Raw genomic sequence first — 22,552 nt, forward strand, 5'->3', positions numbered from 1 at the left:
ACAATGAATATACCGATCCGATTATCAAAGGATTCGCGGGAACCGATTTATCATCAAATCGAGCATCAGTTGAAAGCCCTCATTGCGAGCGGTCAGCTTGCGGCCGGATCTCCCCTGCCGTCGATCCGGGTACTAGCGAAGGATCTCGAAATCAGCTCGATTACAATCCGGCGGGCCTATCAGAACCTGGAATACGAAGGTTTTATCCGGACGTCGCAGGGGAAGGGGACCTTTGTTGCAGAAATCGACGCCGGCAAGAAGGAGTCGGTTGCATCGCAAGCCGTCCATGATGCGTTAAAAAAAGCCGTCACAATCGCGAGGCAGCATGAGTTAAGCAATAGCGAAATCAGTGAACTCATGGAATCCATTTTAAAGGAGGAAGAGGAATGAACGACCCGATCACCATACAAGATGTAGAGAAAACCGTTGGGGGGCTCACGGTCTCCATCCCACATATGACCATACCCGTTGGGACGATTTGCGCTCTCGTAGGAACGAACGGAGCGGGGAAGAGCACGCTCTTCAAGATGATCATGAATCTGGTAAAGCCGGATAAAGGGACTATCTCGATCTTCGGAAAGCCTGTAAATGGTGATGATGAGGAATGGAAATCCCACCTATCCTATCAGTCTCAGCAGATGGATGGAGTAGATTTTCTTACAGGTGAAGATCTCCGACAGCTGATGTCCCGCTACTATCCGGACTGGGACGAATCGTTATTTCAGCGGGTCGTTTCCACCTTGGAAATCCCGCTGAACAAAAAAGGCAAAAAACTCAGCCCGGGAATGCAGGCGAAGCTCAGTATAGCCCTCACCTTGGGATGCAATGCCCCTGTGATGCTGCTGGATGAACCGACGGCTTCCATGGACATTCCGTCCCGTAAGCTCGTCATCGATCTTCTTGCCGAAATTATGGAGACGGGGGAGAAGACGATTCTATTGGCCACGCATCATGTGGATGATCTGAAGAAGCTCGCAGACTACTTGATTTTCTTTGATGGGGATGAAGTGGGGGAGCCGGTTGAGAAGGATGAGTTGGTCGCCTCACACCGACTTTTGTGGCTGGATCAACCTGTCCCTTTTGACGAACCGTTGCCTGGTGAGCTGAAACGGACTTACGGCAAGGTGATCTTGACAAACGATCCAGATCAAACAAGGGATGCCCTCCGTCAGCACTCTATTTCTATCATGGAAGAGCAGGTGCCGGATTTGGAAACGGTCGTTACTGAATTATTAACAAAGGGAGTGAAGCATTATGCCTAAAACCATTCTTAAGGTCAGCAACGTCCAGAAGACGTTCAAAAAACAGCAGGTCCTGCACGGCGTGTCCTTCGATGTGAAGGAAGGGGAGATCACAGCCCTCCTCGGACCGAATGGAGCCGGGAAGTCAACGACCATCCGGAGCATCATGGGGATCCTCTTCCCGGATGAGGGGCATATCCAGTTCAGCGGAGAAGAAGAAGGAGTCATCCCGAAGCATGCCATCGGCTACCTTCCCGAAGAACGCGGACTCTATAAAAATGTGAAAATCATGGATATCCTCCTGTATTTTGCTGAACTGAAGGATTACCCGATCAAAAAAGCCAAGGAGCGTGCACTTCATTACTTGAAGAAATTCGGACTTGAAGGGAAAGACAAGGTATCGATCGAAGAGCTATCCAAGGGGATGGGGCAGAAGGTGCAGTTCATCGCTTCCATCATCCACGAGCCGAAGCTGCTCATTCTCGACGAACCGTTCTCCGGACTCGATCCTGTCAGTCAGGAAGTATTCAAAGACGAGATCCGCGAATTGGCACGCAGTGGTACGGCTGTACTCCTGTCCGCTCACCAGATGAACCTTGTGGAAGAAATGGCCGACCGCCTCATCATGATCCATAAGGGAAGGGAAGTGATCAGCGGCACGATGGACGAAGTGAAGGAGAAATACGCGAACTTCAAGTGCACGATCCAAGGCTCCAATCGCGTAGAAATGCTGGAGGCGATTCCACAGGTCACACGGGTGGAACAGTCTGAGCAGGTATCGACGCTCTACCTCGACTCAGAGGTGCACATTCCATCTTGGATTCGCACGCTTCCTGAAGGGATTTCAATCAATGAACTGAAGATCGACCGCATCACCCTGCATGAGATCTTCATCGATATCGCCACTGATAAGCAAGGAAAGGAACGTGAAAAAAGTGCGTAATAGTTTAAAAGTAGCCAAATGGGAGTTTAAGAGGAACGTCAAGAACAAATCCTTCCTGATTTCACTCGTCCTCACGCCGTTGATTGCGATTATCTTTGCCGTCCTGCCGTCCCTATTCGCAGGGGGAGGGGACACGCCCGTCCATGTGTATGTAAAGGATGATACGGGGATCTGGAAGGATGAAGTGGCACCGCTTTTGAAGCAGGCGGATCTGGATTGGAGCGTGACACTGACGGATAAAGATCAAACGGAAATGGAGAAGGATTTCCGAGATGAGGAGGATATGGCGTATATCCCCTTGACCAAAGAGGCTGTGGAAAAGGGTCAGATCATCTTTCTGACCACGGAAGAGATCCCTGATTCGTTTGCGTCGGACGTGCATATCCTGGCGCAGCCCCTCCAGCATCTTAGGCTGACGGAGGCAGGACTCACGGATGAGCAGCTTCAAGCGGTCTCCACCGATATCTCTTTCACAGCGCAGGAACTTGCTGGTGAAGACGGTTCAGGTGACTTCCTGCGGAAAGCAGTGCCTGGTGCAGCGGCAGGGCTCGTCCTGTTTTCCATCATCATGACGGGGATGATGATCGTGCAAAGCGCTTCTCAGGAAAAAAAGGAGAAGGTGTCGGAAATCATCCTGTCGTCCCTTACCCCAAGTGAGTTGATGCAAGGGAAGATCATCGGATATTTCTTCCTTGGAATCTTGCAGGTCGGTTTTTGGATTGCCGTCGCTCTTCCAGCCATTGCGATCCGCTTCGATGAGTTTCCGGTCATGGACTATCTCCTCGTTCCTGAGCTGTTGCTCCTCGTCTTCATTGCGCTCCTTGGCTATCTCCTATTCGCAGCTCTCTTTGTCGGACTCGGTGCGACGATGGAGGATATGAGCTCGACAAGCAACTTCCAGGGCATGATCCTCATGCTGCCATTTTTCCCGTTCATCCTCATTTCACCGGTTCTTTCTGATCCGAATGGATTGATCGCCACGATTGCCAGTTATGTACCGTTCACCTCACCCGCCATCCTGATCCTGAGGCTTTCCTTACTCGATCAATGGCCGTGGCTCGAGATCATCGGTGCCATCGCAGTCCTCATCCTGAGTATCTGGGTGATGATCAAGATCGCCGGAAAAATCTTCGAAGTCGGCATCCTCCTCTATGGGAAGAATGCCAGCATCGGAGAGATCATCAAATGGGTTAAATCATGAGACATGGGGACGGTTCCGATGCGGCAAAAAATGACGCACAGGAACCGTCCCCATGCTGCATTGTCAAACGTCTGATTATTTGAAATAATGGGGATGTATGGAAAAGGGAAGGGGTACTTGCATGTATTGGGTTGTGGCATTATTTGATGAAGAGACTGAACAAAAGGTGATGGATATCTGGCAGGAGCTCTGTGATCAATCCATCTCGTATTATGTGAATAAAGTCAAGGATGGGAAGCCCCATCTCACTCTCGCAAGTTATGAGCAATTGGACAAGGAGACGTTTATTTCAAAGCTTGAAACCTACTGTGAAGGGAAGGAAGAGGTAGCCCTCACCTTCAATACCGTGGGGTCGTTCCTGAATCACGACACGGTCTTCCTTTCTCCGGTCATCACTACCGATCTATTGAAGCTGCATGGAGCCTATCACCAAGCGTTTGCCCACTACAAAGAGGCTTCCAACGAGCTATACGAGCCTGAACAGTGGATCCCCCATTGCACATTGGCCAACCAGCCGGTTACAGGAAACCTATCCGACGTGTTCGGTTATTGCCAGAAGCATGTAGAGCCGATTTCAGGCACCATTGATCGGATTGCCATAATTGAGAAAGTCGGTGAAGAAAATGGGAAGCTCGTGGCTCCTGTGATTTATACAAAAAGATTATCCAAGAGTGGGGTGTCGAACAGATGATGGACGAATGGACCCTCCACCCACTGATACCCGATGATGTTGACTTGGATATTGCACGGATTACATCTGGGTTAGAGAGAGTTACGAAGAATGGAGTTTTGTCCAAAAAAATTTTGACCCTTCAAGAGATTTATTCGAGATGCTATGAATATCTTGAACTGGCAGTGTGCATCACCTGGAAAGATAAGAAATATCCGATGGGTAAACAGTTGGACGGGAAGGCAGAAGAGCTGATGGGGCGCTATAAACAGATCGAGTCAGAGGTGAAGCGGGAATGTCGTCAGTTAGCGGATGACGAGTGGAGTCGACTGGCCGATTCCGAGGAGTTGGTTTCCCTCAAGCCTGTACTGTCCACCTGGCGTCTGCCCTCTCCTGGGAGCCATGAGCTCGAAGCGGACGGTCTCCATGCATGGGCTGAGCTATACGGAATGGCTTCGGAACAAGTGAAACCCAGATGGAAAGGCAAAGAGATTCCCCTCGGTGAAGCAGTAAGGCTTGTCTATTATTCGAACGATCGGCCATCGAGGGTCGAATTCTTCAAGGAATGGACCAAGGAGTGGGAGAAAGTCAGTCATTGGTGTGCCAAGGCATTGAATCACATCTCTGGATTCCGGATCAGCAGGGGCGAGGATCCCGTTCAGTCGGCCTATGAAACAAACCGGATCACGCAACAGTCCGTCAATGATATGTGGGCCTCTGTCCTTGAGCGGAAGGAGATGTTCAACGAGTTCCTCCAGTATAAGCTGGTTCTTCAACGGGAGAAGGATCTGCACTGGACGGATCAATTCGCCCCACTCCCTTTGCAGACGGAATTTGGGACCATCCCTTATGAGGAAGCTAAGATCTTGATCGGAAATCTCATCGGAGCTTTTTCGGAGGATGCCGGTCGGTTTGTCCAGCATGCGTTCAACCATAAGTGGGTCGATGCAGCGCCGTCCCGTCACAAGGTAGTCAGTGCTTTTTGCGCACACTTTCCCAATGCGCGGCAGACGAGGGTCATGATGAGCTATGAAGGCGACCTTCAGAGTGTGAGTGTGTTAGCCCATGAGCTTGGCCACGCCTACCATTATCATCTTCTGGAGGACCATCCCATGTTTCTGCAGGATTGTCCACAAGCATTCACGGAAATTGCCTCGACTTTGTTCGAATCTATTCTTATAGAGGAAGCCGTGAAATCTGCTTCTCCCATGGAAAAAATGCATCTTCTTGATCAGCAGATCAGCCGGGATATCGGCACCATCCTCAATAGCTATGTCCGTCATCGATTCGAGGAAAAGCTTTACGAAAACCGCCGAATGGGTGAAGTCGATGCACGCAGGATGAACACGTGGATGGCCGAGGCACAAGAACACGTATTTGGACCGGATATGAAGACTCTTGATCCGACCTTCTGGGCATCACTTCGCCATTTTTATATCACACGGAAACCGTTCGGCCACTTCCCATATACGGTGGCCCACCTGCTCAGTACGGGGATTTATCATCAGTTAAAAGAGGCAGAAGATAAGGAGAAACGCTTAATGGAGATGTTGAAGGACACTGCATCACTGACGGTCGAGGAGTTTATGCAGAAACATCTGTCCAGCGGATGCGTATGGGAGGCGGCCCTGGATCGAATTCAGGGAAATATAGATACATTCATCGCACTTTCTTCCCGCCAGCTGAAACCAAATCAGTGATGCAAACGTACTTACTCCTATACTGCTAAATAAAGGAAGTGGTTGTATGGGAAGGAATGTGAGGAGCGAGCGCGACATCTTTTCCGGAGAAAGAAAGCCGGAGAAGAGCCGCTGGGTCATCGTTGATATGATGTAGCCCGAGGTTTTCGCCAGATTATTCATCCGCTGAAAAGGAGAGAGGAAAATGATTTTACATACAGATGTGACAGGACAAGGAGCACCCCTTGTATTCCTTCACACAGGCTTACAAACGGGATTGACCGATTTTGAACAACAGGCTGACTTCTTCAAGGGGGCGTACCAGATCATCCGCCCCGATCTGAGAGGGCACGGTTCATCCGTATCTGATGAGTATGAGAATTTCTTTGAAGACTCGGCGACGGATCTTGCCGAGACGATTGAGCATCTGGAGGTGGGTGCCGTACATCTGGTTGGTTGCTCACTTGGGGGGCTAGTGGCGCTGTTCTTCGCAAAGCGCTATCCCCATTTGATCAAAAGTGTCACCTTATCAGGGATCACGCCTGAGAAACCAACCAATTGGTTGGATCTTCATCGTCAAGATATGGACATGCAAAAAGGGCTGTTGGAAAACCAGGAGGCGTGCCAATATTTCGATAGGCTTCACCGATCAGAGTGGAGGAAGCTGATTCAACTCGGTTGGGATGAGAACTGGTATCCTTTCCAAGAAACAGAAAGTTTTGAAGGCATCGATTCACCCATCCTGTATATGGTGGGCGAAGGTCAGTCGGCAGAAAGAAACGGGGCACTCTATTATGCTGAAAAAGATGTGAGGATTGCGGTCATCCCGTTTGCCGCCCATCTTGTCCACAGTGAACAGCCACAGTTATATTCCTTGATCCTTAAAGAATTCCTTTCTCACGTAGACGGGCTGTAAGAGAAGGAAGCATATGGTAGAATGTGATAAATAGACTGATTTTTTAGACAGGGAGTGCTGACTATGGAAATGCCCGCCGCATCCCGGAATGAGATGGGGATGGAGGTTCAGGAATTGAATAAGACCCTCATGATCTTCCGGCAGATAGAGCCTCTCCTCTACGCCATCGGCCGCTCCCATGGTTGTGGGGACGAGGAGATTGCACGTATCCTTTTCAACTGCATCTTTACGCTTCACGATCAAAAGAAGAAGCATGGTCGGGAAAAGGACCGTCATGCACTCATTACTCTGTTCATGAAAGAATGCAGGGGGATTGCGAGGCCGGTGGAGGGGCAAGAGTTCCCTTCGGTGATCAGCAGGATGAATGAAAGTGAACGTGAAGCGGTTTTACTTGTATATGGCGCAGGTCTTTCAATAGGAGATGTTTCTTCGGTCATGAAGAAGCCGGAGGATGAAGTGAAGGAAGACCTCCTCAGGGGGATTCGCTTCATTCGTAAACACCCCGATGTGGAAGGATGTCCTGAGTACCATCGTCTGTACGTGGACTATCTTGAACGAAGCATCGAACGGACGGAGAAGGTCGCATTTGAAATGCATATTCATCAGTGCCCCGGGTGTCAGGAAGACCTTGCCACCTTTCAGGAAACGCTCCTGGAGCTACGGGAATTCTTTGAACGGAGTCATGTTCCTGAAGGGTTCCGGCTGAAGCTTGATGGGCTGATCGACACGGAGCTGGAGACAAGAAAGAAAAAGAACAATAAGCGGAAGCGCACGGGTATCATTGCCTTGGTCGCAGCCTTTCTATTACTATTTACGGGTTTTATAACAGATGGATTCGCCTCGATCTACTATACATATGCAGACTGGAAGAATGACGAAGATCCCCTGCTTCGTGAGTTCTATCAATCTGGAATCGGTGAACGCCTGAACCTTACAGCAGAAGACAATGGTGTGAAAATCACAATCAAGACCGCTATCGCCGATGAGATCCAGACGCTGGTTTATTATGAAATTGAAGATATGGAGAAGGACAGACGGTTGATGGTGGATACGGAAAATGGGTTCAGCCTGGTAAATCAAATTGATTTCCAGGATGAAGGAGGAAGCTTTTACTTGGAAGAAGGTAAAAGTGAAGAAGGAAATGAGGAAGAAAGAAATATACACAAAGGATCCTTCTCACTTCCTCCGATCGTAGATGATGTGGAGAATCCCCTCATAAAACTCAGTTTTACCCAATTGATAACGATGAGCCCCGATATGAAATCCACTATGGAAGTGTATGCAACCAACGCTATTGAAGAAATGGAGAGGACAGGAGGAGACTGGGAGTTCGAAATCCCTGTTGAAAAGCAGGAATCCCGTGTGATGAAATTGGGTCAGGAAATCGAGGTGGAAGGGTTGCCGGTCAGGCTTGATGAAGTGATTATCGCGCCAACTACGACTGCCCTCACGTACAGTATCCGTGAAGGCCAAGAAGAACCCTCTTCCATCTTCCATCTGCTTTTTGATTCTATTAAGACGAAGGAAAAGGCCGCTTCATTAAACTGGTTAAGTTGGCCGACTTTCCTGGAAGATTACAATGATGGATGGAGCGCATACCGACAAAATTTTGATTCATTGTATTTTGAAGAGTTGAAGGAACCGGAGCTCGTGTTCTCCACTCTTCAAATGCATGTGTCTGAACAGCTGAAATTTAAAATTGATTTCACTAAACCGTTTCCTCAAGTCCATGAATATGGAGGGGGAACTATCTTAGTGGAAGAACCGCCAAAAGATCGTCCGGGCGAAGTCACGATGAAGATGCCACTAACGGATAATCGAGACTTCGATACCGTTTCCATCATGTCAAAAGAAGAATTCGAAGGCGAAGGAGATTTTCGAAATGATGGGGAAATGGAGAGCGTGTATTTGGACCGTAACGGAAAAGAGTTTCAGGAGGAAGACTGGGACTATGAGGAAGTCATGAAAGGGAATTATCCTCGGTCACTAACGGTGAAGCAATCGTTTAAAATGTTCAAGCAAGGGAAGCCAGCTCCTGACCTAATCCCCACCGAGTTTATAATCGACGGGTACGAAAAAACCGTTTTTCTGGATCAATCCGTACCACTGAAGTTTAAAAATAAGTAATGTGCCATAAAAAAAGAAGGCCTACCTAGGCCCTCTTTTTTTCACCACATGGCTTCTTCTTCACTTGTAAGGGTGTAGAATGTTGGCATCCGTGTGAGAACCGCAGCAAACGTAACTAGCTGGATCGATACGATGATCGACATAGGCAAGGATACTGCGACAAGCGGTAAACTAATCACCAACGGAATCATGGCCAGGACGCTCATGTGGTTGCGCGAGCGCCGCGACAGATACTGAGTTGCTCCACATTCCGGACAAGTGATGGAACGCTTGAAGGTGAAGATCTTCTTGAAGGTTTGTTGCCATGTCCATTCCGTGTTGCAGTGTTGACAGACGGGCATGAGATCACTCCTTTCGAAGGATAAATTTATTTTACCATAATATGGAGGTTGTTGTGTGGAATTTCGAAAAGTCCATCCTGATGATGCAGGGAAGATCGTTAGACTGATGAAGGAAGTAGAGAAGACTTCACCGTACATGATGATGGAGGGGGGAGAGAGGAGGACGACGCCCGAGCAGTTCAAGACATTTCTGGAGCGGATCGGCGACTCCTCCACCATACTGGCTGCGGAAGAATCGGAAGAGTTCGTGGGGTACGTCATGATCCTGACCGAGTCAACGAGGAAAACGTCCCACCGGGCATATATGGTGATCGGCATCCGAGAAGACTGGCGCGGTAAGGGGCTGGGGAAATCCCTGATTCGGGAAGGGATAGAGTGGGCAAAGGAACGATCCCTCACCAGGCTTGAATTGACGGTCGTCACCGATAATGAACCGGCCATCGCCCTCTACCGGAAGATGGGATTCGAGATCGAGGGGACAAAACGTCAGTCATTGTACATCGACGGGCGGTATCATGATGAATATTATATGGCACAGCTATTGGAGGCTTGAATATGTTTGTAGTCAATGTGGAAGGAGCGATCCGCCGTGGTGATCGCTGGCTTATGATCAAAAGGAGCGATAAAGAAGAGCATGCTCCGGGCGCGCTCTCCTTCGTGGGAGGAAAATGTGAACGGGAAGAAGCATCCGCTGATATTCTTGAGCGAACGCTACAACGGGAAATCTATGAAGAAGTGGGTGTCAACGTTACAGACCTCCACTATGTAAACAGTTCGATCTTCCAAACGGCATCTGGCATTGATGTGATTGATGTCGTCTACATATGCACGCTTCAAGAAGGAGAAGCCTATCCCAAGAGTCCCGACGAAGTCGATGAGATCAAATGGCTGACGACGGAAGAAATTCTGGCACATCCAGGAATCCCGGATTTTCTAGAACATAATATCCAACAGTGTGAAGAGGTATATCGCTCTCGCTTTACCTGAGACCATCGCGATACTCATCGATAAAAATCGTGCCGCTACTTGTGACAACGGCATAGTTAATGTCACCTAAGGAAATTCCCCGATCCCTGCAAATCGATTGCAATTGTTCACTGTGTGGTGGGATGAGGTTCTCCGTTGCTTTCCCGTCCATGATCAATTCAACAGGCAGGGGACCTGACGCAGATGGGCTGAGGTTCATATCCTTAGGGGTGAGCGGTGAGTAGAGTGCTTTCTTCCTAACAGACAGCATTCCGCTCACTTCGAGGACGACCATGTCGACTTCCATGATATCAAAGATTCCCTGTTCCCTGAGCTGCTGGTTCAAATCATCCAGCGTGAACTTCAGCTGCTTCATGTTCTCTTCAAGGATCTTCCCTTTTTCAATGAGGGTGGTCGGTCTCCCGGATAGGCGTCCCCTCCACTTCCGGGACTTGGCAGAAATCAGAAGAAGGATGTAGAAGAGGAGAATCAGTACGACGAAGGAAATCACCATGGAAGGGAAATCGAGTCTGTGGTTGAAGGCCATATTGGCGATCAAGGAGCCGATCGTGATGGAAAGGGCAAAGCTGTAGTGGTTTTTGTGGGAGTTGATATGCTTGCCGAACAGCAGGGTTGCCAGCACAAGAAGAATGAAACTGAAAGTCGTTCGATACATGGTCATCAAAATATCTTCCACGGCATATTCCCCCTTCAAGGATGATAGTATTCCCTGTTGGTGGAAGTCCCATGTACCCATCGTTGATTATTTTAACTATTATGTAAATGATTGTGGGTTGTATGGTATAATTTTCTTGCATGCAAAAGCATAGCCCTAATGATAAAGGAGGCGTTCATGATGAAATCGATTTACACTCATGGGAAAACGCCCCGTGCGCTTTCCCTCATCTGAAAGGGGAACTTGCATTGAAATCAGTCAAATTGGTCGAAGTGAATGAAGAAAATTGGTATGAGTGCTGTCAACTGAAGCTTACGGAGGAACAATCCTCCTATATGGAGTCCAATGCCGTCTCCATTGCACAGTCCAAATTCGAGCCCGGTCTTAAACCATTTGCCATCTATGAAAAGGAACAGGTAGTCGGCTTCCTTATGTTCAATACGGAACGGGAAGAACTCGGCGGCTACTGGGTATACCGGATCATGGTCGATCGCAGGTATCAAGAAAAGGGCATCGGGAAGCGGGCAACGGAAGAAATGCTCGCCATTATGTCGGAGCTTCCAGGGTGCGAGCGCATCGTCGTCGGTTACCATCCGGATAATAGGGGTGCCCATCGTCTTTATGAAAGCATTGGCTTTAAAGATGAAGGGAATCGGTTCGGGAAGGAAATGGCTGTCATCTACCAGGTGACTTCATAAAACAGAAAACGTCGGGATTTAGATCCTGGCGTTTTCTGTTTTATGAAGAAGGGAGGAATGATAATGGAATTCATGAATTGGTTGTTTCTTGTGTTATTCTTCGGCTTGATTGTCCTTTTTTTCGTCTCCTTCACGCTGTTCATCCGGCGTATGGTGTATCGGTCTGCGGCGAGGAATGAGCGGATCGATAAGGTGGAGGCGAAGCTTGATCGGATCCTGGATCATCTGGAAAAGCCGAATAAGTGAAAGCGGGTCAGTGCTGCTGACCCGCTTTTGGTTTTATAAAGAGAAGATCAACTGAAATAGGCAAATCAATCATCGAGTCAGAAATATCACGGAAGCTTTCCCCCGTATCATCGCCAATCAACAGGCGGCTTGTTCAACTGAACGGCTACCCCAAGTTCTTCCCCTGCAGCAAACATGAATTCCTTCCTGAAGAAATAACTTTCATGCGCCACAATCTGATGGTTTTCCACTTCCTGCACCTGGATATCGTGAAGCTCTCCTTCGTCGGTGATGACCACGATGACGTGCCTTCCCCAAAGCGTGATCCGTTTTGCAGTGTGTCCGGGCAGCCCGAACCGCATGGATCCTTTTTTCATCTCTGCTTTGGAGTATTCCTGGAAACCGAGGAATGCTTCATTGTGGGCGGTTGAACTGAAGAGGCTGAGGAGCTTATCGAGATTCCCGGTATTGAAGGCTTCAAGATAAATGTCCACGGTCTGTTGCGTTTCGTTGTCCATAGTCATCACGGGTTTCACTTCCCCTGATCGATTTTCCTTTAGGTTTTGCCTGGCACGCTGGAGGGCGGCATAGATACCGCCTCTTGTCGTATGGACGATACCAGCCGCTTCGTCTGCGCTGAATCGGAACACATCCACAAGAAGAAAGGCCGCCGCCTGCTTTGGGGTGAGGGATGTGTGGACTCTCATAAGGGCTTCTTCCAATTCTAGACGGTCCATTGGAGGCACATCGCTGATATCATCTTCAAGAAGGAGTCCCACTCCATGTTTCCGCTTCCTGCACTGATCAAACCACGCATTCGTGGCCATCCTGAATAGATACGATTTCTGATCCGTCACATCACTCCAGCGTTCTGGAAGCATCCCGAATGCTTTAAGTAATGTTTCCTGATACAGATCTTCACCGTCCCACGGGGATCCCGCGATATAGCTGCAATATGACCACAGGTCGCTTGAAAACGTCCCTACCATGGTGGAAAAAGCATCCCGTGCCATCCTTGTTTCTTCTATCATATTCTGCCCGATAGCCTGCTTCATTTTTTCTCCTCCTCTTCATCTACTCATTAATATAACGGATCAACGCTCGGAGATTATACGGGCAATATGAAAAATGTTGAACGTCTACCCGCTCGACTTCGACGGTATTCTCTAGTCAACATCATACCAGACAAAGAATCCGATGTTGAATGTTTTACCAAATTAACTTGAAGTTTCCATTGAAGAACAGGTAGGATAAAACTATCAAGATTAAAGGAGATAAACAAATGGGGAATCAAACGTTTTGGGAGCAGGATAAGTGGAATTGGAGCATCTTTTGGGGATTGATGCTTCTTGAGTTCATAGGGGTAGTCGTGATTGTGAAGATCTACATACAGCCTGTATATAAGGAGTGGCTCGGCTCCTCCCTTTATGGAGGGATGCTGGTCGGTCCAACCATTGCCATCCTTTTATTGACAGCACTCTATCTTTGGGGAATTAGGGGGAAAGGGGGCTGGGGTGAAGCAGGCGTCAGGGCGTTTCAAAAAAGTGAGTGGAAGCGGATGGTCCTTTGGGGAATCATCCTTATGGTGGCGGGGACCATCCTTATTTTCCTCACTGCTCAGATTGGAAATGACGTGGATAATGCCAAGACTGATAGTTTGAAAGAATCCATGAGTGGGATCAATATAATCCTTGCCCTTCTATCAGCTGCGGTTCTATCACCCCTGTACGAAGAGATTTTTTATAGGGGCTTCGTGTATCGCTTCCTCCGGGTCCGGTGGGGAGTGGGAGTAGGGCTGGTGGCGAGTGCCCTTATTTTCACGGCGGCTCATTACCCAACGACCAATGCCATGCCCGTGAATTTTGTGGATGGACTGGTCTTTGCATGGCTTTATGAAAAAAGCGGCTCGATCTGGCCGGGCGTTATCGTTCATGGTCTATTGAATGCCATTTCCATCCTGGCGGTTGTCATTTCATAACAAAAGGCACGGAGGTGATTCCTCCGTGCCTTTTCATGCTGCAGCTCTATCGGTTTTATCATCTCCAGAATAGGAGCGGATCAAGAAGAAGGACGCTGGTACGATGATGAGGAGGCCGATCGTTAGAAAGGCATTCCGTGTGGAAAGGGTGAAGAACATATTCGAGCCGAAGAGGATTCCCAATGGCATGGTGATGCGTAGCATGAGGAGCCTGACGGCACTGAGCTGCGCCAATCGTTCCCGGGGAGTTGCCTGTTGGAATACAGCGGCACTCCTAGCGTTGAAGAGAGGGAATAAAAGTCCTCCCAACAGTTCGCATCCCCATGCCAGCGGGATCGAGGGTGCCATCCAGAGAAAGGCGAACGACAGGCCGCCGCCGATTAGTCCTGCATACATGATCCAGGAGTGCAGGGGCATCTTTTTCAACAGCCATGTACCGAGTACATATCCGATGGGGAATGAGGCCGAGAAGAGGGCATATTCCCACTGTGATCCGCCCATTTCCCCTCGTATGAAAGGGATGGAAAGCACCATGGCCGCTCCCACGGCAAACTGGACCAGGGATGAAAGGCCCGTCATCCGGACAAGGACGGGATGGCGGAAAAAGATTCGGTAGCCTTCCTTCATTTCATGCCACCAGCTTCCTTTTGCCCATTCCCCAAAGCCTGTTTGGGGAAGACGTGACAGGGACAGCGCACTGAATAGGAACAATCCTGAAGAGAGAGCATAGATCAGCTGGGTCGGAACCACGATGAGAAGAAGGGCGGTCACCCCGGGAGCGAGAAAGCTCATGAGTCTCATGGTCCCATCAAGGATCCCGTTGGCCTCCGTGAGTTCCTCCTCACGGCAGAGGTCGGGAAGGATGGAAAAGGACAGACTTGCATAGGCCGGTTGCAGAAGCCCCAAACACAGCTGGAGCAGAATTAATCCGCCGAGGACAAGTGTGTCCATCCCGCTTACGTACCCAATGAGGGGGAACAGATAAGCTGCCGATCGTAGCAGTTGGATCCTCTTCAATACTTTTTCCTTTGCCACATGGTTGAGGAAAGGTGCGCTCACCCCCTGCAAGACCAGTGACGGAAGGAAGTAGACGAGCCAAAGGAGGCCCATCCATTCCCGTGAACCCGTCAGCTCATACAGAATGAGTCCGTTGATGATACCGCCGGCGGCACCGGCAAGTTCTGATACGATCTCCCCGACCCAGAGGGCCTTGAATGCTTTATTCTTCATGGCTTTTTCCGAGGAAAAAGGACAAATCCTCTTGGAGTTCGGTGATCCGCTGCGGGTTTGCGGAATAGACGCCTTTGGCAGACGTCACGAGCTTGGAAGCTTTTAAGAGTGAAAGCTGATGATGAAGCGTCGTTTTCGATACATCGAGCTTTATGCTCAACTCTTGGAGGCTAAGTGGTCCATGCTGCAGAAGATGGAGGACTTTGAGTCTCAACTCGTCCCCCAATGCTTTATATCCGTTCACCATCGCCTTTCCCGGTTCCCCTTGTTCCAACAGATACTCTTCTCTTAATGGATAGAAAAATAGTTTCGTATCAGGTGTCCTTTGCTCAAGGAGCCATGGACGGTAGGAGATCTGGGGGATGAGCTTGATCTCCCAGATGGATGGTTCGGGTATGTATGCTGTTCCTGCTATCCGCTGTACTTCTTCCGTCACGGAAGCTTCCTTGTCGATGACATGAAGGGTGGACTCTCTTTCAAGTGCCGATTTCCACTTATTCCATTCTGCTTTTTCCTCCATCACTTCCTGCCAACCACTCAGTACGGAGCGAAAGGAGTCTTTCATTTGTGAAAACGAATGGGTGGCAAGGGAAGCAATATACCCCCCGAAGAATTCATGGGTCTTGAACTCATCCGCATAGCGGTGGAAGTCGCGATCGTGAGAAGCTTGAAGGCGCAGTGGTTCTGAATGCCGGTCCTTGTAGGGAAGGATGATTGAATAAAATGCCGTTTCCTCCATCTGGGACAGTTCATCGGAAAAATCTTGAACCGTCGATGCGGAGAACGATGCTTGCAACATCATAAGGGCAAACCACTGGTTGGTGTCTTCAATCATCTGAAGATCCTCCTTGAGTGTTTCAGACAGGGAGGCCCGGGACCACTCTTCATCACAATCAAAGGTATGCCGGAGCTTCCGGTGTGTATAGGCGCTGATGCCGAGAATGATCTCCCATACGGGTGACCATTCGACGGAGACGGTGGGACTTTCTTGCATCTGGGACAAATGGTAGTTCATGGACGATTCCTCCTTTTCTATTATTCTAAAATAATCGAATATAAAATTCAATATATTTTGAAATTCATAGAAGGTCATGTCTATTTCCGTGAGCACAATGATCAAAATGTGCAAAAAGGGTTTAAATCCAATTTATTATGAAAACGGTTACATTTAAAAGGGAGTCCTTTATGATGAGGACAGATTCACCTGATACTACACATGAATGAGGAGGGGTTTGAATGAAGAAAGGGTTCACGATTACGGTATTATCTATGATTTTATTCATGGCAGGATGTTCCGGACAATCATCCAGTCAAAAGTCAGACGGTCCTTGGAAGCCGACAAAGGCGATTGAAATTGTCGCACCTGCAGGAGCGGGCGGCGGATGGGATACGACAGCCAGGATGGCGGCAAAAGTCTTTGAAGAAGATAAACTGATCGACAAAGGTGTCGGGGTCGTCAATAAACCTGGAGGGGGAGGAGCAGTGGCATGGTCTTCTGTATTTGCCCAAAAGGATCCACATCAAATGTTCGTTGCATCCCCGCCACTCCTGCTTGTTCCACTGAACGGGCAATCCAAGTATGGATATGAAGATTTCACTCCTCTTGCGAATATGATTGCGGACTACGGTGCGTTTGCCGTGAATGCCGATGCGAAATGGAATAATCTCAATGAATTATTCGAGGATATGAAGAAAGATCCTTCAAGTATCTCCATCGTTGGTACTTCGGCTCCGGGAAGCATGGACCACATTCAATTCGTCAAGGTGGCAAAGGCCGCAGGCGTTGATGTGAAAAAGATCAAGTACGTCTCCGACCAGGACGGCGGTGCGCTTACCCAGCTTTTGAACGGCAGTGTGCAAGTGTTCTCCACCGGTGTAGGGGAAACGATCGAACAAGTGAAGGCAGGCAAAATCAAAGTGTTGGGTGTGACTTCTGAAGAGCGGATGACTGGAGAGGTATTGGAAGATATTCCGACTGTTAAGGAGCAGGGAATCGATGCCACCTTCATCAACTGGCGAGGATTCTTCGGACCGCCTGATATGAGTGATGCAGAGATCAAGTACTATGAAGATAAATTCAAGGCCCTGAACGATTCTGAAGGCTGGAAGGAAATCAGGGAAAACTTCGGATGGAATGAAATGTTCATGACAAGCAGTGAATACAACGACTTCCTGAAAGAACAGAATGACGAAATGAAAGCGCTCCTCGACGAAATCGGGTTGGGTCAATAATCAAATCAAATACTGGCGCGGGGCGATGGGTTCCATCGTCCCTGCCTGATAGGCGGTGTGCAATCGTGATCAATACGATGAATAAGAAAATGGGCATCATCCTTGCCGTTATCTCGATCATTTACTTATATTTCAGCTTTACGCTACCTGAATACCCTTATGTTCCAGTAGATTCCGACGCTGTCCCGATCGTTCTCGGATTCATTCTTTTATTCCTTTCTGTACTGCTCTATTTCAGTAAATCGGAAGAAAATGAGGAAGAAAAGCTTCCAAAAGGAGAAGGCAAGGTCATTCTTGCGGTCCTGGGATTTGTCCTGATGTTCATTCTGTTATTGGAACCGCTAGGCTTCGTCCTTACTACCTTTTTATTCATTAGCATCAATTCCAGATTCCTGGGCTACAAGAAGTGGGTAAGCAATATCATTGTCTCACTCGCCCTGCCCCTCAGTATTTATTTTCTATTCGTATCATTTTTAAAAATACAACTCCCTTCGGGGATCCTGCCATTCTAAAGGAGGGATGACGGTTGAGCATCTTTGAAGGTATCCTCACAGGATTTCAAGTCGCACTCAGCTTAAAAGGTCTTTCATTCGTATTCATCGGTGTCGTCACAGGCACCATCATCGGGATGATCCCCGGTCTCGGTCCGATTACAGCGATTGCAGTCATGATCCCTATCACATATGGGATGGACCCGGCTCTTGCTCTGCTTCTCATGGCAGGCGTCTATTACGGATCGGCCTACGGAGGAGCAGCCTCTTCCATCCTCCTCAATGCACCGGGAGAATCCATGGCGGTCCCGACGACATTTGACGGCTATCCCCTTGCCAAGCAGGGAAAGGCAGGTAAAGCCCTGGCCATTGCAGCCCTGGCCTCATTCACAGGCGGGACGATCAGCGTCGTCCTGCTGACCCTTTTCGCTCCTTTCCTGGCAAAGGTGGCAATCTCTTTCGGCCCGGCGGAGTATTTCGCCCTCATGCTAATGGGGTTGATGACCGTCGCGAGTTTTTCGAGCGGTTCAACCATCAAGGCGCTGATTTCTGCAACGGTTGGATTCATCATCGCGACGATCGGGATCGATTCCCAGACAGGGACGGCCCGCTATACATTCGGGAATATCAACCTTATGGAGGGGATTGATTTCCTTGTGATTGCATTGGGCTTATTCGCCCTCGCAGAAGTGACTTCCCTGATCCGTGAGCGGAAAGAACGAAGCATGTTCGACAGTGAATTCGGCAGCATGAAATTATCAAAAGCCGAGGTCAAGGAACTTTCCGTTCCGGTCACGAGGCAATCCCTCTTGGGCTTCATCATCGGTGTACTTCCCGGAGCAGGGGGGACCATCGCCTCGTTCCTCGGATATATCACAGAGAAGAAGCTTTCAAAGAAACCGGAGGAATTCGGTAAGGGGTCCATCGTCGGTCTGGCAGCTCCTGAGTCAGCGAATAACAGTGCGTCCAGCGGTGCATTCGTTCCACTGTTAAGTCTTGGAATTCCTGGGTCTGGAACCACAGCCGTCATGCTCGGTGCATTGATCGTCCTCGGTGTTCAGCCGGGACCGCTCATGATCAGTGATCACCCTGATATCTTCTGGGGAGTCATTGCCAGTATGTATATCGGGAATGTCATCCTGCTGATCCTGAACCTTCCTTTGATCCCTTATATCTCGAAGCTTTTGAAGGTTCCGAAGCCGATGTTGATCTCCCTTGTCATCATGTTTTGTATCATTGGGGTGTACGGAATCAGCTTCAGGACATTCGATTTATTCCTGCTCGTCATCTTCGGGATCATCGGATATTTCATGGCGCGTATGAACTTCCCTGCAGCACCCATGCTCCTTGCCTTCATTCTCGGAGGGATGATGGAGCGTTCCCTCAGACAGGCCCTGACGATATCCGACGGAAGCTTGTTGATTTTCGTGCAAAAACCAATTTCAGCAACACTGCTTGCGATTGCATTCCTTTCTTTCATCGTTCCGCTTCTAAAAACTTGGAGAAAGAAAAAGTCCAGCGGTGATGGAGAAGAAACGAATAGTCAGGCATCATAAGAGTGGGGCCCTACGGGGGTCCTGCTCTTTTTTTCTGTTTTCTTGTGGTAAGCTTGGGATATAAAGGCGCACGGAAGGGAGGGGATTTTCATGGGGAATTACTCAGAAGAAAAAGCATGGAAAAGAGCAGAGAAGATGGGAAAGGTGAATTATTTACTCTTAGTGGGCATCCTGGCGGGTGGAGGAGCGTTCTTCGGCCTGTCCGTTTTATTGGCGTATGTCCGTGGTTCGGATATGGACCTGTTTCAGACGTTCCTATCTGCCCTTTCCTTTGGGGTGGTGTACGGATATTTGTCCTGGAAGTTCACGAAGAGAAGATATGAGAAGAAGAGGTAGCAATGCGCCTCTATTGGGATGAGGGGCCGCTGAGTATGAAATCCTGACAGTCCAGGCAGTGGTTAATGAAGCATCAGTCTTTCCTCATCAGCGACCCTTCACTGGACGATCTAATTCCTATTCCCATCTACAATGCTTTCCCGGATATCTTCTTCATCCTCAGCTTTCAGTAAATCCTTGATGTTCAAACGTTTTGCATGCTTCATGACATCCTTATAGCCATCCATATCATTGGTATGGACTGTCTGATAATCCGATTGATCGATGACATACACCCATGCCAGCGTATCTCCCGTAGATGATAGCTGCTGGTTGACTGTAGTGATAACGGGAACAGATGCCAGGAGCTCTTCACCTGAATCTCCTTGACTCTTATCATATATAAACAGTGCTACATTCCCGTCATGGACAAAAGGTTCCCCAAGCACTCCGGAATTGTCAGCATCATAATACCTTGTAACGTGGGGCTTGTTAAACCCGTATTGCTGCAATTCATCCGATTCCTTGGAATGAGATAGATCCGAATTGAACGATTTGAGGGGCTCCCCCAGGGCATAATTGTCACCTTCAACTTCCAATCGAATCACTTTCTTGTTTGTCCAGACCTCGAATACTTCAAATGGTTTATCGGTTAGTTGTACGGTGTAGCTGCGATTGTGATTCCGTTTTTTACAATCATCACATCTGCTATCAATGATTCTACTATCTTCTCCATACTTTTCTTTGACATAAGAGACAACCTTCTTTTCATCCGTCGGATAGATAAGTAGGAAAACCATCGTTCCGGCAAGAAGGAGTAAAAGGGATAGGCCGGTTATCCACTTTTTCATGCAAACACCACCCAATAAAATTATCGTTTCATATAAGTGTATCATGCTTTCCAGCTATTCATTCTACCTATAGATATAGAGGGTGCCCCATGTTCACGATCCACTCCTCGTAGGATGTTGCTATTCCTGTTTTGCAAACAACGTGCATGAAGTGGATCGCAACAAAAACTACACGGGATGTGATCAAAGTTGAAGAACAAAAAAACGCAGGATTGCATCCTGCGTTCGTTTTACCTTTCAAGTCCACTGGCATTCTCGACATGAGTCTCGGGTTCAGGGTGAATAAAGATGACGGCTTTCTTGAATTCCTGCCTGATCCGATCTTCAATGCGATCGCATAGCTTATGGACGTTTTCAATGCTTTCTTTGGACGGCACGACCATGTGGAAGTCGATGTATTCGATGGCCCCTGCACGCCGCGTGCGGAAGTCGTGGACCTGGATGTATTCATCCTGAAATGAATCGATCACATCCAAGATCACCTGCTCCTCTTCATCGGATAGACGGGCATCGATGAGGGGTGGGAAGGCTTCTTTCATGAGTTTCGTTGCTTCAATCATGATATAAATGGCAAGCCCGATCCCAATCAAGGGATCCAGGAACGTCCATCCCGTGACGGTGACGAGGAGGAGGCTCGCTGCGACTCCGAGGGAAGTGAATACATCTGTAAGCAGGTGGAGGGCATTCGATTTCATGGCAACGGAATTCACTCTCTTGGCTTCACGGTTCACAATCCTGGAGACGATGAAGTTGATGAGAGCGCCGAGGACCATGACGCCTACGCCCAGTATCGGAAGCTTGATTGGTTCAGGATAGATGAGTTTATGGACACATTCATAAATGATCCAAATCCCTGCTACATAAATCAGCAGTGTCTCGATTGTACCAGAAATGTTTTCAACCTTCCCATGTCCATATGGATGCTCCGGATCAGCAGGCTTTCCGGAAATGCGGACGGAAATGAAGGCGATGAGGGAGGCGATGAGATCCAATGAAGAGTGAATCGCCTCTGATATGACAGCGACGGAACCGGTGAGGATCCCGACGATGAATTTTAGTAGTACGACAAAGGAATTACTGAGTACGGATAAAAAGGCAATGCCTGAGGTATTTTTCAACTATCTTCACCCTATTCTATTTTCTATGTTTCTATCGTACCAAGCCCGGTGCGAGTGGGTCTACAGCAACCTTATTTGAAGGAGAAACATATGTTTTGACCGGTGAAAAGGGTTGGATGAAGGAAACTTTATAAGCTGAGGAGAAATACAGACGGTATAAGGCACGAAGCATATTTTGTAGTGGGAAAGGGTGATTGGGATGAAGCTTGAAAATGTGGGTGTTTCTGATAAAAAAAGTATTGTTCAGCTCTCTCGTGAAGTGGGATGGGACTATAGTGAAGAAGATGTGGAAGAGGTGTTCAAAAGCGGAAGGATGGTTGGGCATCGTCTGGATTCGGGTGAGGTCATTTCATCAGCGGCCCTGTTCCCATATGGTGATGAGCTTGCCACTCTGGGTGTGGTCATCGTCAACCCGGCGTATAAGGGAAGAGGACTCGGGCGAGAGCTGGTGGAATCTGTGCTTGCATCTAAGGGTGAGCGATCGATCCTGCTTGTTGCTACAAGGGAAGGGAAGCCCTTGTATGAAAAAATGGGGTTCAGGGAAACCGGGATGATTACGAAGTATATCGCTTCTACTTTTCATCCAGCACAGATTCAGCATGAGTTATTCTTAGCGCCGATGACATACGAGGATATTGAAGAGGTGGCAAAGTTGGACACTCAAGCATTTCGTGGAGATCGAATCGAGATGCTCAGAGCACGATATGAACGGTCGATTTCAGCCGTCGTACTAAGGGACTCCCTTGGGAGGATGATAGGATACGGAATGTGTGTGCAAGGTTCCGTCCACCGGGTGGCAGGACCTGTGGTCGCACCTACTGCATATGAAGCGGCGGGAATCCTGCAAGAACTTTTGGGAAGGGGAGAGGGGAGTGTTCGGTTGGATACATCTACGGATGACGAGGTCTTTCACAAGTATTTAGATGAATTCGGGTTTGAGGAAGACAGTCATTCCCCGATCATGGTACTAGGTGAAGATGTCCTCGCTGCGAGGAATGGGATGTTATTCGCCCTGGCATCCCAAGCCTTGGGTTAGAAGGATCGCCTGCCATTCCGCCTGTTTCAAGTCATGAAAAATGCCCCGACAATCCCGGGGCA

General features: G+C 48.6%; 25 protein-coding genes. 18 read left to right on the top strand and 7 right to left on the bottom strand.

Features of this window, described 5'->3' with window-relative positions; translation table 11 throughout:
* Positions 1 to 3: 3 nt before the first annotated feature.
* The 8 genes from K6T23_RS06255 (at position 4) to K6T23_RS06290 (ending at position 8,777) form a co-directional block, all read left to right on the top strand.
* The gene (locus K6T23_RS06255) at positions 4 to 390 is read left to right on the top strand and encodes a GntR family transcriptional regulator (RefSeq protein WP_048005151.1); all 387 of its coding nucleotides are present in this window, start codon (positions 4 to 6) and stop codon (positions 388 to 390) included.
* Positions 387 to 1,262 carry an ATP-binding cassette domain-containing protein gene (locus K6T23_RS06260; protein ID WP_238283945.1) on the top strand — a complete coding sequence of 292 codons (876 nt, stop codon included), beginning with the start codon at positions 387 to 389 and terminating at the stop codon, positions 1,260 to 1,262. Before K6T23_RS06255 ends, K6T23_RS06260 begins: the two co-directional genes overlap by 4 nt.
* Positions 1,255 to 2,184 carry an ABC transporter ATP-binding protein gene (locus tag K6T23_RS06265; RefSeq protein ID WP_238283946.1) on the top strand — a complete coding sequence of 310 codons (930 nt, stop codon included), beginning with the start codon at positions 1,255 to 1,257 and terminating at the stop codon, positions 2,182 to 2,184. The genes K6T23_RS06260 and K6T23_RS06265 overlap by 8 nt, the downstream gene beginning before the upstream one ends.
* On the top strand, positions 2,177 to 3,385 hold the full coding sequence (locus tag K6T23_RS06270; protein WP_238283947.1) for an ABC transporter permease: 1,209 nt from the start codon (positions 2,177 to 2,179) through the stop codon (positions 3,383 to 3,385). Before K6T23_RS06265 ends, K6T23_RS06270 begins: the two co-directional genes overlap by 8 nt.
* A gap of 121 nt (positions 3,386 to 3,506) precedes the next feature.
* Positions 3,507 to 4,076, top strand: coding sequence for a 2'-5' RNA ligase family protein (locus tag K6T23_RS06275; RefSeq protein ID WP_238283948.1), 570 nt, complete (start codon positions 3,507 to 3,509; stop codon positions 4,074 to 4,076).
* A gap of 98 nt (positions 4,077 to 4,174) precedes the next feature.
* Complete coding sequence (locus K6T23_RS06280; protein WP_238283949.1) at positions 4,175 to 5,755, top strand: M3 family metallopeptidase; 1,581 nt, start codon at positions 4,175 to 4,177, stop codon at positions 5,753 to 5,755.
* A 184-nt stretch (positions 5,756 to 5,939) separates the two neighbouring features.
* Complete coding sequence (locus tag K6T23_RS06285) at positions 5,940 to 6,650, top strand: alpha/beta fold hydrolase (protein WP_238283950.1); 711 nt, start codon at positions 5,940 to 5,942, stop codon at positions 6,648 to 6,650.
* Positions 6,651 to 6,713: 63 nt separating this feature from the next.
* The gene (locus K6T23_RS06290) at positions 6,714 to 8,777 is read left to right on the top strand and encodes a DUF4179 domain-containing protein (protein ID WP_238283951.1); all 2,064 of its coding nucleotides are present in this window, start codon (positions 6,714 to 6,716) and stop codon (positions 8,775 to 8,777) included.
* A 41-nt stretch (positions 8,778 to 8,818) separates the two neighbouring features.
* On the opposite strand, the gene K6T23_RS06295 is transcribed toward K6T23_RS06290, so the two are convergent.
* The gene (locus tag K6T23_RS06295) at positions 8,819 to 9,118 is read right to left on the bottom strand and encodes a TIGR04104 family putative zinc finger protein (RefSeq protein ID WP_179125748.1); all 300 of its coding nucleotides are present in this window, start codon (positions 9,116 to 9,118) and stop codon (positions 8,819 to 8,821) included.
* Positions 9,119 to 9,173: 55 nt separating this feature from the next.
* Between K6T23_RS06295 and K6T23_RS06300 the strand changes: the two genes are divergently transcribed.
* Together K6T23_RS06300 and K6T23_RS06305 are read left to right on the top strand one after the other, a co-directional pair.
* A complete protein-coding gene (locus K6T23_RS06300) occupies positions 9,174 to 9,671 on the top strand; it encodes a GNAT family N-acetyltransferase (RefSeq protein WP_079515241.1) in 498 nt (165 codons plus the stop codon).
* A gap of 2 nt (positions 9,672 to 9,673) precedes the next feature.
* Positions 9,674 to 10,105 carry an NUDIX hydrolase gene (locus K6T23_RS06305; RefSeq protein WP_238283952.1) on the top strand — a complete coding sequence of 144 codons (432 nt, stop codon included), beginning with the start codon at positions 9,674 to 9,676 and terminating at the stop codon, positions 10,103 to 10,105.
* On the opposite strand, the gene K6T23_RS06310 is transcribed toward K6T23_RS06305, so the two are convergent.
* Entirely contained in the window at positions 10,098 to 10,781 is a 684-nt protein-coding gene (locus tag K6T23_RS06310) for a DUF421 domain-containing protein (RefSeq protein WP_238283953.1), read from the bottom strand. The genes K6T23_RS06305 and K6T23_RS06310 overlap by 8 nt on opposite strands.
* Before the next feature lie 227 nt (positions 10,782 to 11,008).
* On the opposite strand from K6T23_RS06310, the gene K6T23_RS06315 reads away from it, so the two are divergent.
* Complete coding sequence (locus K6T23_RS06315; protein ID WP_238283954.1) at positions 11,009 to 11,458, top strand: GNAT family N-acetyltransferase; 450 nt, start codon at positions 11,009 to 11,011, stop codon at positions 11,456 to 11,458.
* 72 nt (positions 11,459 to 11,530) lie between these two features.
* The gene (locus tag K6T23_RS06320) at positions 11,531 to 11,704 is read left to right on the top strand and encodes a DUF4083 domain-containing protein (RefSeq protein WP_238283955.1); all 174 of its coding nucleotides are present in this window, start codon (positions 11,531 to 11,533) and stop codon (positions 11,702 to 11,704) included.
* Positions 11,705 to 11,811: 107 nt separating this feature from the next.
* Here K6T23_RS06320 and K6T23_RS06325 read toward each other — a convergent pair whose 3' ends face one another.
* Positions 11,812 to 12,738 carry an RNA polymerase sigma factor gene (locus K6T23_RS06325; RefSeq protein ID WP_238283956.1) on the bottom strand — a complete coding sequence of 309 codons (927 nt, stop codon included), beginning with the start codon at positions 12,736 to 12,738 and terminating at the stop codon, positions 11,812 to 11,814.
* A 227-nt stretch (positions 12,739 to 12,965) separates the two neighbouring features.
* Here K6T23_RS06325 and K6T23_RS06330 point away from each other — a divergent pair, with 227 nt between their 5' ends.
* The gene (locus K6T23_RS06330) at positions 12,966 to 13,661 is read left to right on the top strand and encodes a CPBP family intramembrane glutamic endopeptidase (protein WP_238283957.1); all 696 of its coding nucleotides are present in this window, start codon (positions 12,966 to 12,968) and stop codon (positions 13,659 to 13,661) included.
* Between the two features lie 33 nt (positions 13,662 to 13,694).
* On the opposite strand, the gene K6T23_RS06335 is transcribed toward K6T23_RS06330, so the two are convergent.
* Entirely contained in the window at positions 13,695 to 14,891 is a 1,197-nt protein-coding gene (locus tag K6T23_RS06335) for an MFS transporter (protein WP_238283958.1), read from the bottom strand.
* Positions 14,881 to 15,906 carry an ArsR/SmtB family transcription factor gene (locus K6T23_RS06340; protein WP_238283959.1) on the bottom strand — a complete coding sequence of 342 codons (1,026 nt, stop codon included), beginning with the start codon at positions 15,904 to 15,906 and terminating at the stop codon, positions 14,881 to 14,883. The genes K6T23_RS06335 and K6T23_RS06340 overlap by 11 nt, the downstream gene beginning before the upstream one ends.
* Before the next feature lie 221 nt (positions 15,907 to 16,127).
* On the opposite strand from K6T23_RS06340, the gene K6T23_RS06345 reads away from it, so the two are divergent.
* The 4 genes from K6T23_RS06345 to K6T23_RS06360 all read left to right on the top strand — a co-directional run bounded on the left by K6T23_RS06345 (position 16,128) and on the right by K6T23_RS06360 (position 19,506).
* Positions 16,128 to 17,123, top strand: a complete 996-nt coding sequence (locus K6T23_RS06345; protein WP_056534325.1) for a tripartite tricarboxylate transporter substrate binding protein — start codon at positions 16,128 to 16,130, stop codon at positions 17,121 to 17,123.
* A gap of 65 nt (positions 17,124 to 17,188) precedes the next feature.
* Entirely contained in the window at positions 17,189 to 17,635 is a 447-nt protein-coding gene (locus K6T23_RS06350) for a tripartite tricarboxylate transporter TctB family protein (RefSeq protein WP_238283960.1), read from the top strand.
* 14 nt (positions 17,636 to 17,649) lie between these two features.
* A complete protein-coding gene (locus K6T23_RS06355) occupies positions 17,650 to 19,170 on the top strand; it encodes a tripartite tricarboxylate transporter permease (RefSeq protein WP_056534327.1) in 1,521 nt (506 codons plus the stop codon).
* A 90-nt stretch (positions 19,171 to 19,260) separates the two neighbouring features.
* Positions 19,261 to 19,506 (top strand): hypothetical protein, encoded by a 246-nt coding sequence (locus K6T23_RS06360; RefSeq protein WP_238283961.1) that lies wholly within the window; start codon positions 19,261 to 19,263, stop codon positions 19,504 to 19,506.
* Positions 19,507 to 19,616: 110 nt separating this feature from the next.
* On the opposite strand, the gene K6T23_RS06365 is transcribed toward K6T23_RS06360, so the two are convergent.
* Together K6T23_RS06365 and K6T23_RS06370 are read right to left on the bottom strand one after the other, a co-directional pair.
* Positions 19,617 to 20,336 carry a hypothetical protein gene (locus tag K6T23_RS06365; RefSeq protein ID WP_238283962.1) on the bottom strand — a complete coding sequence of 240 codons (720 nt, stop codon included), beginning with the start codon at positions 20,334 to 20,336 and terminating at the stop codon, positions 19,617 to 19,619.
* A 230-nt stretch (positions 20,337 to 20,566) separates the two neighbouring features.
* On the bottom strand, positions 20,567 to 21,454 hold the full coding sequence (locus K6T23_RS06370) for a cation diffusion facilitator family transporter (RefSeq protein ID WP_056534333.1): 888 nt from the start codon (positions 21,452 to 21,454) through the stop codon (positions 20,567 to 20,569).
* 199 nt (positions 21,455 to 21,653) lie between these two features.
* Between K6T23_RS06370 and K6T23_RS06375 the strand changes: the two genes are divergently transcribed.
* Entirely contained in the window at positions 21,654 to 22,490 is an 837-nt protein-coding gene (locus K6T23_RS06375; RefSeq protein WP_238283963.1) for a GNAT family N-acetyltransferase, read from the top strand.
* Positions 22,491 to 22,552: the final 62 nt, after the last annotated feature.

It is taken from the genome of Rossellomorea marisflavi (assembly GCF_022170785.1).
GTDB lineage: Bacteria > Bacillota > Bacilli > Bacillales > Bacillaceae_B > Rossellomorea > Rossellomorea marisflavi_B.